The following is a 13344-nucleotide window of genomic DNA, read 5'->3' on the forward strand; positions in this document are numbered from 1 at the left end:
CTGTGCCTGGAGTCGGTGGAGTTCTGGGGCAACGGCACCGAGCGGCTGCACGAGCGCCTGCGCTACGACCGCGACGAAGGAGGCTGGAAGCACCGCTACCTGCAACCGTGACGACACCGCTGCGCCGGCGTTTCACGGCGGATATGCGTCCCGCGGCCCCGGAGTCGGGCCGTAGGGCGGATAACGCCACCGGCGTTATCCGCCGCTGCGCCGACGTTTCATGGCGGATAACCGCAAGCGGTTATTCGCCCTACGCGGCCTCGAAGCCCACCCGTTTCACGGTGGGTAATCGCACGCGGTTATTCATCCCACACGGCCTTGGAACCCATCCGTTTCACGGTGGATAACCGCACGCGGTCATGCGCCCTGCGCGGGCTCGGAGTCCGGCCCAGGCGATGTTCGGGGTTGGACGCCGTAGCCGAATGCCCGGCGCAATCCGGCGATCGCCTGTTGCCGATCCATGCCGCGCACGGCCGGCGGATCGGCGCGTTCGCAGAATTCGCGCCAGACGAACAGGGTCAGCTCGGCGCCATCGGTAAGGGGGTCGGCGGTCGGCACGCCGAACTGCTGGAGCGTCCGGTAGCGCGTGTCCTCCCAGAACAATTCCTCGACCCAGTCGTACAGTGGAATCAGGTGGAAATGCACCGGCAGGCCGGGCATGTGGCCGTAGCGGCCGACATAGATGCGTCGCGGCCGCAGCAGCGTGTCCATTTCGCGTTCGACCCTGGCCAGCAGCGGCCCGAATTCGGCGAGGGCCTGTTCCGGCAACTGGTGGAAGGCCGTCGCCGGTTGCCGCGAGCCGAGCATGCAGTAGCCGGGCAGGGCCGAGTCGATCCGCTGGTTCAGCGTCCAGTGGCGGGTCTGGTGGATGATCAGCTCGGGCGGGATATGCATGGACGGCGCTCCGCAGATGGGGCGCCCACTGTAACCCGTCGTCAGGGAAGATCCAGCCCGGTCTTGCGCCGTTTCATTTCGTCGATGCGTTGTCGCAGCGCCAGGCGCTGGGCTTCCGGCTTGGCCAGCCACCAGTCGCGCACCGCCGAGTTGTCGTAGCGCGTCAGCCAGGCGGGGAAGCGCGCCATCTGCGCTTGCGGAAAGTCGTTGGCGCGGCCGCGCAGGTAGTGATCGAAGAAACCCAGCACCAGGGCGTTGGGAGCCTGGATGAGGACTTCCGTCGGTGCCGAGCCGAGCAGCCCGTCGCGCAGCGGCCGGCGGATGAACAGCGGATTGTCGGTAAGCCCGGCATGGGCCGAATCGCGCAGTACCAGGCGATGAATGTCCTGGCGTTGGCCGGCGTGCTCGAAGCGTTCGTAGGAAAAGTCGTTGAAGCTTCTCGGGCGGGCCGGCGGTTCGATGCCGAACAGCCGGTAGAAGTTGCCAAGGTCGGCGTGCAGCATCAGCAGCGGTGCCGGGAAATCGCTATCGAAGGGCGCGAAGTCGAAGTCGCCGCCGTCGAGGTTGACGGCCGCCGCGCAGCGTCGGTCGACCATGCAGACCGCGCCGGTGGTCGAGCCGCCGAAGGACATGCCCATCTCGCCGGTGTGCGCGAAGTCGCTGGCGGCCACCAGGTCGGCGACCCTGTCCGGGACCTCGCCGGCCTGCAGGCGGTCATGGACGAACAGGCGGTCGGCCAGCCATACCGGCGCGCTGAGGTTGACGGCGCGGTTGGCCGGGGCGGGCAGGTCGAGGGCGGTGTGCAACTGGCCGTCGAGGCGCTGGTCGAGATCGTCGCTGACATAGCCCTGGCGCATGGCCTGCGGCAAGCCGTCGTGGGCGGCCCGGCGCAGGTGTTCGACCAGCCCGGGGTCCATGGGCAGCAGCGTGCCGTCGGGCAGGCGGGTCGGCGACGCGTCGCCGCTGTGCTGGATGGCGTAGACCGCGTAGCCGTGGCTGGCCAGTTCTTCCATCAGGGTCCAGTTGCCGCCGGCGAAGGCGCTGTAGCCATGGCTGTAGAACACCACCGGCAGGCGAGCGGAGTCGTCGCGCAGCGGGGCGTCCGGATAGGAATTGGTGCGCAGGTGCTTGAGGTAGGTGAGCAACGGCGGAAAGCCGAGTATTTCACCGAAGCCCCGCGCGGTGCTGCGCGCCTCGCCTGGGTCGAAATAGTGACGCGGCGCGGCGCCGGCGATCGGGCGTGCCGGGTACCAGGCGCGCACCAGCAGGCGCCGCGGCTGCCCGGCCGGGGTGCCGAGCAGGCCGGGCCGGCTGGGGTCATCCAGTTCGAAATCGCGCACGCCGACCGCATAGGGGCCGCTCGGCGCCGGCAGCGGCGCGACCGGGAACAGGTACAGCGCGGCGATTGCCAGCAGCACCAGCAGGCCGTACAGCGAACCGGTCCGGAACGGCAGGCCGCGCTCGGGCTTCCGGCGCAGGCAGGCGCCGAGCAGCAGGGAGAAACCGGCGAAGGCGCCGACGCCGGCTTGCCAGCGGTCGTCCCATGCAGCGTACAGGCCGGCGCCGAGCGCCAGCGTCGAGGCGAGCGCCAGCAGGCCACGGCGGCCGGGCAGGGCGGGTATCCACCAGGCGAGCAGGGCCGCCAGCAGGGTCGCGACCAGCAGCAGGTCGACAGCGGTCATGGTGCTTCGCTCCTCGTTTCCACGGGGCGCGTCGGTTGGCTCGGCCAGAACGCCGCCAGCGCCAGCAGCAGACCGACCAGCGCGTAGGGGGCGCGGCTGTCCAGTTGGTGGAGCAGCGTGCCGAGCAGCGGCCCGCTGATCAGGCCGAAGCCATGTACGGCCACCAGGGCGCCGGCGGCGGCACCCTGTTCCTCGGCGCGCACGGCATTGGCGTTGAGCGCCGAGACTGCCGGGAATACCCAACCCATGCCCGCCGCGGCGACGAAGAAGGCCAGCCAGAGCAGCGGCGGCGAGTCGGCGAAGCACACGGCGGCGAAGCCGATGGCGGCGACCAGCCCGCCGACCCGGATCAGTCGCGGCGGTGGCCAGTCCAGGCGGCGCACCAGGAGCTGGGCCAGGATCAGCGCGACGCCCACTGCGGTCAGGGCGATGCCGGCCACCCGCGCGGCGTCGGCGGAATCCAGGCGCAGCCGGTCGAGGGCGAAGAAGCCCACGGTGATCTGCGCCACGGTGACGCTGAACATCGCCACGAAGCCCACCGCCAGCGGCCGCCGCAGGCGGCGGTCGCCGATCGCCAGGGCGGCGCCGCGGTTCGGCTGGCGACGCTCCTCGCGCGGCAGCCAGCGCCAGAGCGCCAGCAGGGCGACCAGGGGCAGCGCGCCGGTGACCAGCAACGGCAGGACCAGCCCGTGAGTCGCCAGGAGTCCGGCCAGCCCCGGCCCGATCACCATGCCTATCGCGCTGGCCGCGCCGAGTCCGGCCAGCGCCGCGGCGCGTCGTTGCGCCTCGACGTGATCGGCCACCAGTGCCGCCGTGCAGGCCGGCACCGCGGCGTAGAAACCGCCGGCGAGGCCGCGCAGGAGAACGATACCGGCGAAGGCGAGCAGGGTCGGCAACGTCCAGTGCAGGGCGAGCACGATGAACAGGCAGAGCGAGCCGTAGGAGAGGGCGAAGCCGGCCAGCCCGCCGAGCAGTATCCGCCGTCGCCCATGCCGGTCGCTGGCGATGCCCCAGGGCCGCGCCGCGAGCATCCAGGCGATGCCGCCGACGGTCACCGCGGCGCCGGCCTGCCAGGGCGCCAGGCCGAGCTTGCGGGCGAGCGGGCCGACCAGGGCGACGAAGGACATCACCGCGAGGGTGCAGACGAAGGTCTCGAACATCAGCGGACGCAGGTCCAGGGTGTTGGCGGAGGGCGGCGGGGTGGTCATCTCAGGGGTTCCTTCGGGTTCGCGGCAGGCGCAGCCAGACCCAGCCGACCAGCACCAGCGGAGTGCCCAGGGCGAGCCAGGAGAGCAGGTCGTAGAGGCCGTCGCCGAGCAGCGCCGAGAGCAGCCCGAAGAGGCCGAGCAGGGCCAGTAGCAGGGGCCAGCGGAAGATCATCCAGAGACCGCGCCTCATGCCTTGCCCTCCGTCGCCAGGCTGCCGTCCGGCAGTTCCGCCAGGCGCTTCTCCAATGGCGTCTTGCGTCGGCCGAGCCAGAGGTAGAGACCGCTGGCGAGGATGACGATGCTGACGAGGTCGAGCAGCGCCCAGACGATCTTCAGCGGCATGCCGCCGTAGTCGCCGAAGTGCAGCGGCTGCGACAGCAGGAGCGTCTTCACGTACAGCGGCATCTCGCGCATGTCGGTGAGTTCGCCGCTCTGCGCGTCGATCAGTGCCGGCTTCAGCAGGCGCTCGGTGAGCGGCGTGTTGCCGCGCATGAACACCGCATAGTGATGCTGGCTGCTGAACTGGGTGCCGGGGAAGCCGACGAAGCTGACCTCCATGTCCGGCGCCGCCCGGCGTGCCGTGGCCAGGGCCGCGTCGAGCGAGCCGAGGCGCTGTAGCGGCGGCGCGTCCTTGTAGGGCGCGGTCATTTCCGCCAACTGCCCGCCTTGCCAGAGCATCAGGATCGGCAGGGCCAGGGTGTTGATCACTCCGGTCACGCCGACCACCAGTACCCAGGACAGGGTGACGATGCCCAGCAGGTTGTGCAGGTCCAGCCACTTCAGGCGACGGCTGCGTTCGGCGCGTACCGTGGCGAAGTCCAGCTTGCGCATGAACGGCGTGTATACCACCACCCCGGACACCAGCGAGGCCACCAGCAGCAGGCCCATCAGGCCGAGGAACAGGTAGCCGGGCAGGCCGAGGAACAGGTCGGTGTGCAGCTTCAGCATCAGGTACATGAAGCCGCCCGGCGGCGGCAGTGCGTCGAAGAATTCCCCGGTGCGCGCGTCGAACGGCTGCATGTGGCCGTTCTCCGGCGGCGGTACCAGGCTCGGCGCGCTGATCACCAGGCCCAGCGGGTCGTCCTTTTCGAATACCAGGAAGCGCACCACTTCGCCCGGCCGGGCGGCCAGGGCGCGGGCGATCACGTCGTCGTAGTCGATGCGCGGCGACTCGGCGGTGAGCGGCTCGAGCTGCGGATGCGGCTCGAAGTAGTGCTCGATCTCCTCGTGGAAGATCAGCGGCAACCCGGTGAGGCAAAGCATCAGCAGGAAGATCGTGGAGATCAGGCTGGTCCATTTGTGCACCAGGTACCAGGTGCGCAGGGTTTTCGCGGTCATTAGCTGGTCATCGGCGGTTTCTGGTTATGGTGGGGCGGACTCAGAAGTCCGCCGTGAGGGAAAGGGAAAGGGTGCGCGGCGAGCTGATCGACAGGTAGCCGTTGGCTGCGGTCCAGTAGTCCTTGCCCAGTGCGTTCTCCAGGTTGGCGCGCGCCACCAGCGGCTTGCCGGCGACCTGGAAGGCGTAGGCGGCGCCGAGGTCGACGCGGTTCCAGTGCGGCACGGCGAGGGCGTTGGCGCTGTCCACATAGGCCGAGCCGGTGTAGATCCAGCGGCTGTCGAGGGTCAGTCCGTCGACGAACGGGGTGTCCCAGCTGACCCCCAGGTTGGCCTGGCGGCGGGCCACGCCGGGCGCGTCCTTGCCTTCGCTGGCAGGGTCGCCGGTCTTGTTCTGCTCGGGCTTGATGTAGGTGGCGCCGGCCATCACCCGCACGCCGTCCAGCGGTTCGCCATAGAGGCTCAGCTCCACGCCGCGGTTGCGTTGCTCGCCGTCGGCGCGGAAGACGTTGCTGGCGTCGGTATAGGCGTTCGGTTTCCTGATCTCGAACAGCGCCAGGGTGGTGGTGAAGCCGCCCAGGTCGTACTTGGCGCCGATCTCGTATTGCTCGGCCTTGTATGGCGCCAGCACCTGGCCGGCGTTGGCCGCGGTCATCGGCGCCGCCTCGCCCTGGCTGAGGCCCTGGATGTAGTTGGCGTACAGCGACAGGTCCTGCAGCGGCTTGACCAGCACGCTGGCCATCGGCGTCCACACGTGCCGCTTGTCGTGGCTGGTGCGCGCGCCGCTGGTCTGGTCGTAGTTGCGCGACTCGATCTGCTGGCGGCGCACGCCCAGGGTGACCTGCACGCGATCCTCGAGGAACGACAGCCTGTCGGCCAGCGCCACGCCGCCGAGGTCGGTTTCATTGGTCTTCGGAATGCTCCCGTCGAGGCTGGAGAAGTCCGGCAGCGGCGTATGCGGCGAGGTCTGGTAGAGGTTGCCCGGCTGCATCCCGGTGAAGGCATAGACCATGCCCAGCCGTTCGTGCAGGCGGTTGGCGCTGAGCGTCCAGTCGTGGCGGAGCGGGCCGGTGTCGAAGTTGCCGCGCAGGCCGACCTCGGCGGAATAGGTGCGGCGGTCGCCGCGCTGGCGTGCCAGGCTGTTGACGATATCGCCCTGGTTGCCGACGAGGATGCTGTTGGCGGCGATGGTTTCGTAGTTGCTCTGGCGGCCGCCGATGCTGGCGAACGCCGTCAGGTTGTCGGCGAGGTCGTACTCGCCGCGGTTGACCATGGAGTAATCCTCCTGGTCCAGGTAGGAATCGCGCAGGCCGAAGCGTGTCTTCGAGTCCGGGGCGTGGGGGATGTGGGTGGTTCCCGGGCCGGTCAGCAGCGGGCGCACCACGCCTTCCAGGCTTTCCTTCTGGTACAGCAGGTCGCTGGACAGGCGCAGGCGCTCGCCACGGAAGTCCAGGCCCAGGGAGAGCATGGGAAACTCGCGGCTCTGATGGTCGACGGCGGTATCGCCGTTGCGGTAGACGCCGTTGAAGCGCACGCCGAAGGCGTTGTTCTCGCCGAAGCGCCGGCCGATGTCGAGGTGAGTGCCGAGCTGGCCGCGCTGGGTCCAGTCGACGCTGACGCGGGTCAGCGGCTGGTCGTCGGCGCGCTTGGGCACCAGGTTGATGGTGCCGCCGACGCTGCCGCCGGGGGAAATCCCGCCGAGCAGGGCGTTCGGTCCCTTGAGCACTTCCACGCGCTCGGCGAATTCGATCGGTACCCGCCAGAACGGCAGCAGGCCATAGAGGCCGTTGAAGGCGACATCGGCGTTCTGCACGCTGAAGCCGCGAATCGTGTAGCTGTCCACCAGGTCGCCGCGCCCGCCGACCACCCGCACCGACGGATCGTTGGCCTGTAGCAGGTCGGCGACGCTGCGCGCCTGCTGCTGCTCGATGGTCCTGGCGGTGTAGCTGGTGATGCTGAATGGCGCGTCCATCACGTCGGCGTTGCCCAGCATGCCCAGGCGCGCGCCACGGGCTACCTGGCCGCCGGCGTACTCGGCAGGCAGGGTCTCGGCACCGGCGGCCTGGGCGGTGATCAGCGAGGATTGCAGTTCCAGCGCGCCATCGGTGGCTGCCGGCACCAGGGTGTAGCTGCCATCGCTGCGCTGCTGCAACTCCAGGCCGCTGCCCAGCAGCAGGCGGTGCAGCGCCTCGACCGGCGCGTAGCGGCCGCGCAGGGCGGCGCTGCGGCGACCCTCGGTGAGCGCCGGGTCGAACGCCAGGGATACCCCGTTGTCGCTGGCGAAGGCCGACAGGGTACGGCCGAGCGGGCCGGGGGCGATGTCATAGCTGCGCGCCGAGCTGGCGGCGGGCGCCTCGGCGGCAAGCAGGGCGGGGGCCGCGCCGGCGAGGGCGAGGGTCATGGCGGCGGCGTGGATGGCCAGGGACAGCGAACGGGGACGAAGCGTGCGTACGGGCATGTACAGGGTTCCTCGTGGTCTCTGCGGACCTTGGGTCGGGGCGGATTCCTCTACTTGCCAGCCGAGAAGGAAAAAGGTCTCAGGTCGAGGCGGTTATTTTTCTGCGGAGCACGGTATGTCGATGGCAACGCCTGTTCCGGCGCAACGGCGGACGGCCTGCCGGGGTGGACGCGAGGGGGCGGTTGCCACGGGGATGGCGGCCGCGCCGTCACGCCGGCACCAGGCTGATCCAGTAGTCGGTCACCCCGCGTACCTTCAGCGGATAGGTGGCCTGCAGCATGCCCAGCGTGCGCCGCAGGTCCAGCAGCGGATAGGCGCCCGACACCGCCAGCCTGGCCAGTTGCGGGTCGCAGCGCAGTACGCCGCGACGGTAGCGGGCGAGTTCGGCGAGCACCTCGGCCAGCGGCATCCGGTCGGCCATCAGCATGCCGCGGGTCCAGGCGTCCGGCAGGCCGTCGAAGGCCAGCCGGCGCGCTTCGCCGTCGGCGCCCAGGCGCACCGACTCGCCGCTTTCCAGCCAGCGCCCGCGTCCGTGGAGCGGGCTCAGTTCGACCCGCCCGGCGAGTACCGCGACCCGGGTCGCGGCCATCTCCTGGCGTACGTTGAAGCGGGCGGCACCGGCATGCAGCCGCGCTTCGGCGGTGGCGACGCGGAACGGACGCGGGTCGGCGCGGCTATCGACGAAGATCTCGCCGCGCAGCAGGCGTACCAGCCGCTGGCTGGCGTCGAAGGCCAGGTCCACGGCGCTGTCGGTGTTCAGGGTCAGCAGGCTGCCGTCGGGCAGGGTCAGGCGGCGCTGTTCGCCGACGCCGGTGCGCTGGTCGGCCAGCCAGTCGCGCAACGGCTCGGCCTGCCAGGTGGCGAGCCCCAGCGAGGCGCCGCCGAGGACCAGGGCGAGGTGCTTGATCGCGCGCCGCCGGTCCAGCCCGCGCTCGCGGCCGAGGGTCGGCAGGGCCAGCGCCGGCGGCAGTCGGCCGAGGCATTGCAGCAGGCGCTCGGCGCGCTCCCAGGCATGGGCGTGCTGTGGGCTGCGCTGCCGCCACTGGGCGCACGCCTGGCGCGTGTCGTCGGTGCAGCCGCTGTCCTGCAGGCGCACCAGCCACTCGGCGGCCTCGTCGAGGATCGGCGAGGGAATCCGGCCTTCGTCCGCGGCGTTCATTCCATCAGCTCCAGGCACTGGCGGAAGGCCTGCTGCATGTAGCGCTTGACCGAACCCAGGGACACGCCCAGGCGCTCGGCGATGGCTTCGTACTTCAGGCCTTCGATCTGCGCCAGGAGAAACGCCTGGCGGACCCTGTCCGGCAGGCTGCCGAGCAGGGCGTCTACTTCATGCAGGGTTTCCAGCACCATCAACCGCTGTTCCGGCGGCGGCGCGAGGTCTTCCGGGAGGTTGGCCAGGGCATCGAGGTAGGCGCGCTCCAGCGACTGGCGCTGGAACCAGTTGATCATCAGCCCCTTGGCGACGGTGGTCAGGTAGGCGCGCGGTTCGCGCGCATCCAGTACCCGGCGCGAGGCGAGCAGGCGGGCGAAGGTGTCCTGGGCCAGGTCGGCGGCGTTTTCCGCGCAGCCCAGGCGTCGCCGCAACCAGCCTTGCAGCCAGCCATGGTGGTCCTGGTAGAGATGGCTCACAGCGTCGTGCAGGGAGGCGTCGGCCGGCGGCATGGAGGGGATCGCTGTTGTAATTGAGAATGAGTCTCATACTACTTACAGCGAGGGCATGCCTACAAGTCCCCCGGATCGGCGGCGCAGCGCCTCAGGCGTTTTCCAGGCCGTACTGGAAGAAAGCCATGTCGGCCAGGCGCCCGGTGGGGTAGAGGAGCCCCTTGCGGGCGGTCTCCAGGCGCGGGAACGACAGCCTTTCTTCGCCGATCAGGCGGTGCAGCGCGGTGAGGGTCCCGCCGTTGACGCTCGTCAGGCCCCGGCGTGGATACAGCGCGCGACAGGCGGCCACGTAGTGGCGGTCGAGGGCGGGAAACTCGCCCCAGACGCCGAGCAGGATCTTGCTCTTCAGGGTGTCGGTCCAGCTCACCCGGCTGCTGAGGGCGTCCATCGACCCGAGTACCGTTTCCAGCAGCTTGCGGTTGTGCGCCAGGCGCGCGCCGTTGCCGGCGAAATCCACCAGGGACAGCTCGAAGAGTTCCGGTCCGGCACCGCTGAAGAGCTGCCGGGCCAGCGCTTTCATCAGGTCCAGGTTGCTGTTCTGCAGCAGTCCCGAGGAGCCACGGAACATGCCCCAGTTGGCCAGGTAGAAACCCAGGTGCAGGGCGGTGGTGTCGAGCTGTTCGGGGGCGGTCAGGTCGTCCCAGCTGCGACTGGGGTCCCAGACATACTCCCAGAGGTACTCCCAGGCCCTCAGGCGCGGGTATTCGTTGCCCGGGGCGGGCGCCAGGCTGGCGTAGTAGCGGTGGACATAGCGGGCGGCATCGAAAGCCATGCGTTCGTTCCCTGGCGGCTTGGAAAGACGGCATGGTAGAGCGTGTGATATCAAAAGGCCATATCGCTGTTCGCAGGGGACGCCTTAGCGCCCCCGCGGAGCGGCCTCAGGTGTTATTGCAGCCCTTGGCGATGGAGTCCTCGTTGGAGGTGTACGGCCGCGAGGGTTCCAGGTTCCACTCGGGCTTGTTGCGGGCGACGTTGAAGTGGCAGGCCAGTTGTCGGCGCATGCTGCCGATATTGCTGTCGCGGTTGTCCGGGTTGTCCTTCCATTCGCTGTCCAGGTAGTGGTCGACCACCAGCTCGTTGGGACGTCAGCGGGACGTGGCGGCGCCAGTCTGCAACCGGGCGCTGCGATGCACCGTGGTCCGGCATCCACAGGCCACGCCGCTGCCAGGCAACCGTTCCTGGCCGCGCCTGTTGGCGGCGGCGTCGCCCTGCAAGCGCCAGGTATCGGGCTCCGCCGTCAGTCCATGTCGCCGCCATGGTGCGCGGACTGCTCCAGGAGGCTGCCCTTCGCCGTCCTGCCCCTCGCTTCCGGCGACAGCCGGGTTGCCTGCAAGGCGAACCAGAGGGTCGCCACATCGGCGGTGCTGTCCAGCGAGCGACCGCTGATTTCCTCGATGCGGCGTATCCGGTAGACCAGGCTCTGCTTGTGTATGTGTAGCCGCTGCGCGGCGTTCAACCAGGACCTGTTTTCCTCGAGAAAGACCTGCAGCGTGTGTAGCAGTGCGGAGCCATTGGCCGCGTCATAGTCGTGGAGGGCGCCGAGGACCAGACGGAACGCCCGCTCGGCCTCGGCGAGGCTTCTGGGTAGCCAGGGCGCCTCGTCGTCCAGTTCCGCGTAGCGACACAACGGTCGCCGGGAATGGCTGTGGGCCAGGGCCAGACGCGCTTCGCGCAAGGCCTCGGCGCAACGTTCGGCACGACGGAGCGGGGCGCTCACGCCCAGCGAGCTGTCCAGGGCTTCCTGCAGTGTCGAGGCGAGGCCGGCCTGGTGCAGCAGAATGATTTCCTGGCCTTGCGCGCGAACCAGCAGGCGTGAGTCGTGGCCCCGGAAAAGACCGATAGGGTCGGTCGCGAGCCCCTCGGAACTTGCCACGGAAACGACTGCATCGTCGAGATCGAGCCCGGGCAGCAGTTCCTCCAGCCGCTCCTCGGCTTGTTCCCGGTATAGCCGTCGTTGCAGCAGGTCGTCGAGCAATTCCGAACCCAGGCGCAGGTGGCGTTCGCTTTCGACGCGCAGCCGTTCGATCTCTATGCCGAGCACTGCCGTCAGGTGGTGCAGGAGACTGTAGTCCGGCAGCCGCTCGCCCAGGGCTATCAGCAGGCAGTTCCGGTCGGAAGGAATGCCGATGCTGAGCGCTTCGCCTTCCGCGAGCGGATGGCGAAGGACCATTGGCTGCGGCTCCGCCTGCTCGCGACGGCGGTTGCGCAGCGCGTCGGCCAACTCCACGGGCAGCCCTGGCAGGCCTGGCTGCCAGGCCGCCAGGGTGTCGGGAACGATGAGGTAGAGGCTGCTTCGCACGTCCTTGCCGAGGCGTTGCAGCAGCGCCGGCAGGCCCAGTCCCTGCATGCTCAACCGGGCGCTTTCGTATATCCGGGCCAGGGCGTTGCGGCGCTCGTATTCGTCTTTCTGTCCCGCATCGACGATGGCCCGGGTCACGGCGGCGAAAGGGACGCCGTAGTGGGTGAGAATCAACGGGAAGCCCAGGGCCTCGGCCGTCTCGCGCAGGGCATCGAGGTCGCTCGGGGCTTCCATGTTCTCGCCGATCATCATGCCTGCCAGGCCGGCCTCGGCCAGTCTTCGGACGTAACGCCGTTGCCGCTCGGCCTCGCTCGGTATGCCCAGCCCGGTGGTCATCAGCAGGTCACCCTCGCCGAGCCATTCGGTGGGGTCGTCGAGTTCGCAGACATGCGCCCAGCGAACCGGGCGGTCGAGGCCGCCGGCTCCGCTCAGCAGGCGCGAACGGAGTTCGGGGAGGGCGATCAGGTGGCGGATGCTCTGCGGCATGTCCAGGAAACTCCAGGCATGGGCCTTCAGTGTAATCGCCCCGGGCGCAGGCAGCGCGCCCTGTCACCAACTGGCGGGCAGCATCCCCAGTGCCGAGGCGATCGCGTAGACCCCGCTGGAGGCGAACACCAGGACGATCAGCCCCTGTATCAGCGGATGGGCATACCAGCCGCAGCTGAATGCCGGCAGTTGGTCGCCGTGGCGCCGCGCCGCGTTGAGCAGGAGGATGGGGATGATGCCCATCAGTACGCCGCCGAAGGTACCGGCGAAGTACAGCGCGTTCACGAAGCCGCCGAGCCCCGCATAGGCCAGCAGGAACGGCGGGACCGAGACCGCGGCGAGCACCGCCAGGCGTTTGCGCCGGTTGGTTTCGCTGCCCAGGCGGAAGTGGTCGAAGATATTGGTGAACAGGCACCCGCCGAGTCCCCAGTAGGAGGTCAGCATCGCCAGCAAGGCGAAGGTGTTCGCCACGTAGTAGGCCCATTGGCCGAGGGAGCGTCCCCAGCTCAAGGTCGCCACCTCGCTGAGGTTGTCGGGGCCGACCAGGGCGATGACCGAGGCAGGAATGGCCGCCACCAGCAGGAAGGTCAGCAGCATGCCGACCACGATCAGGCGCGGCACGCGCCCGGGGGTTGCCAGGTTGCCGCGCACCAGCTCCGGAACCAGGAACTGCGCGCCGAACACGAAGACCGCCAGGTTGAACACTGGAACCACGTATTGCCACTGGCTCTGCCAAAGGTGGGCGAGACGGGCGTCGTCGTGCATCAGGGTAGCGCCGATGAGGATGCAGACGATGGCCACCATGCCGGCGCTGATCAGCTTCTCGCCCACGCCGAGCGCCTTCAGGCCCAGGTAGAGCACCAGCGCCGAGGGGACGAAGAAGATCAGGCTGCCGACCTCGCGCGTGAGGCCGTACTGGCCGAAGAACTCGAGCATGATGTTGCCGCTGCCGGTCATGTAGGCGACCAGGGCCCCGTAGCTGTTGGCCGCCACCGCGATGAAGATCAGCCAGCCGCCGAGCGGGCCCAGGTAACGCCGGGAGAGGCCGCTGAGCTGGTTGTTGCCGCGGGTTCTCAGGCAGGCTTCGGTCACGTAGAGCATGGTGACGATGCAGAAGAGGCAGGTCAGGGCCAGGCATACCAGCAACGGCACGTAGCCGACCTTGCGGGCGGCGTAGGCCATGCTCAGCACGCCGGCGCCGATGTTGGTGCCGATGATGATAGCGATCGTCTCGAGCGAGCCCAGGGGATGGGCCTTGAGGCCCGATGCGTTGTCGTTCGCTTCTCGCATACCCATTTCTTGTTTCCTCTGTCAGGGCGG

12 protein-coding genes and 1 pseudogene are annotated in these 13344 nt (G+C 69.1%); 1 reads left to right on the top strand and 12 read right to left on the bottom strand.

The annotated features are described in order from the left end of the window. Positions 1–111, top strand: a 111-nt coding sequence (locus tag LJF27_RS28975) for a pyridoxine 5'-phosphate oxidase C-terminal domain-containing protein (RefSeq protein WP_272405278.1), incomplete at its 5' end; no start/stop codon positions are given. A 246-nt stretch (positions 112–357) separates the two neighbouring features. On the opposite strand, the gene LJF27_RS28980 is transcribed toward LJF27_RS28975, so the two are convergent. The 12 genes and pseudogenes from LJF27_RS28980 to LJF27_RS29035 all read right to left on the bottom strand — a co-directional run bounded on the left by LJF27_RS28980 (position 358) and on the right by LJF27_RS29035 (position 13320). After that, positions 358–894: an HIT family protein gene (locus tag LJF27_RS28980; RefSeq protein ID WP_023089899.1), complete on the bottom strand. Its 537-nt coding sequence runs from the start codon at positions 892–894 to the stop codon at positions 358–360. 41 nt (positions 895–935) lie between these two features. Further along, a complete protein-coding gene (locus LJF27_RS28985; RefSeq protein WP_003115906.1) occupies positions 936–2576 on the bottom strand; it encodes a hypothetical protein in 1641 nt (546 codons plus the stop codon). Further along, positions 2573–3784, bottom strand: coding sequence for an MFS transporter (locus LJF27_RS28990; protein WP_023116607.1), 1212 nt, complete (start codon positions 3782–3784; stop codon positions 2573–2575). The genes LJF27_RS28985 and LJF27_RS28990 overlap by 4 nt, the downstream gene beginning before the upstream one ends. Before the next feature lies 1 nt (position 3785). Continuing rightward, positions 3786–3974, bottom strand: a complete 189-nt coding sequence (locus LJF27_RS28995) for a hypothetical protein (RefSeq protein ID WP_003088166.1) — start codon at positions 3972–3974, stop codon at positions 3786–3788. Beyond that, a complete protein-coding gene (locus tag LJF27_RS29000) occupies positions 3971–5122 on the bottom strand; it encodes a PepSY-associated TM helix domain-containing protein (RefSeq protein ID WP_003088170.1) in 1152 nt (383 codons plus the stop codon). Before LJF27_RS29000 ends, LJF27_RS28995 begins: the two co-directional genes overlap by 4 nt. 40 nt (positions 5123–5162) lie before the next feature. Continuing rightward, a complete protein-coding gene (locus LJF27_RS29005) occupies positions 5163–7577 on the bottom strand; it encodes a TonB-dependent receptor (protein ID WP_003144451.1) in 2415 nt (804 codons plus the stop codon). Positions 7578–7785: 208 nt separating this feature from the next. Continuing rightward, entirely contained in the window at positions 7786–8736 is a 951-nt protein-coding gene (locus tag LJF27_RS29010) for a FecR domain-containing protein (protein ID WP_003114934.1), read from the bottom strand. Next, positions 8733–9239: a sigma-70 family RNA polymerase sigma factor gene (locus tag LJF27_RS29015; protein ID WP_003088185.1), complete on the bottom strand. Its 507-nt coding sequence runs from the start codon at positions 9237–9239 to the stop codon at positions 8733–8735. Before LJF27_RS29015 ends, LJF27_RS29010 begins: the two co-directional genes overlap by 4 nt. 91 nt (positions 9240–9330) lie before the next feature. Next, on the bottom strand, positions 9331–10011 hold the full coding sequence (locus tag LJF27_RS29020; RefSeq protein WP_003114933.1) for a hypothetical protein: 681 nt from the start codon (positions 10009–10011) through the stop codon (positions 9331–9333). Between the two features lie 106 nt (positions 10012–10117). Further along, positions 10118–10318 (bottom strand): annotated as a pseudogene (locus LJF27_RS29025) (DUF2599 domain-containing protein); the annotation flags it as partial. A 158-nt stretch (positions 10319–10476) separates the two neighbouring features. Further along, on the bottom strand, positions 10477–12024 hold the full coding sequence (locus LJF27_RS29030) for a PucR family transcriptional regulator (protein ID WP_023115391.1): 1548 nt from the start codon (positions 12022–12024) through the stop codon (positions 10477–10479). A 63-nt stretch (positions 12025–12087) separates the two neighbouring features. Beyond that, positions 12088–13320, bottom strand: a complete 1233-nt coding sequence (locus LJF27_RS29035; RefSeq protein WP_003088197.1) for an aromatic amino acid transport family protein — start codon at positions 13318–13320, stop codon at positions 12088–12090. Positions 13321–13344 lie beyond the last annotated feature (24 nt).

Source organism: Pseudomonas sp. 203-8, from assembly GCF_020708595.1.
In the GTDB taxonomy this organism is placed as follows: Bacteria; Pseudomonadota; Gammaproteobacteria; order Pseudomonadales; family Pseudomonadaceae; genus Pseudomonas; species Pseudomonas aeruginosa.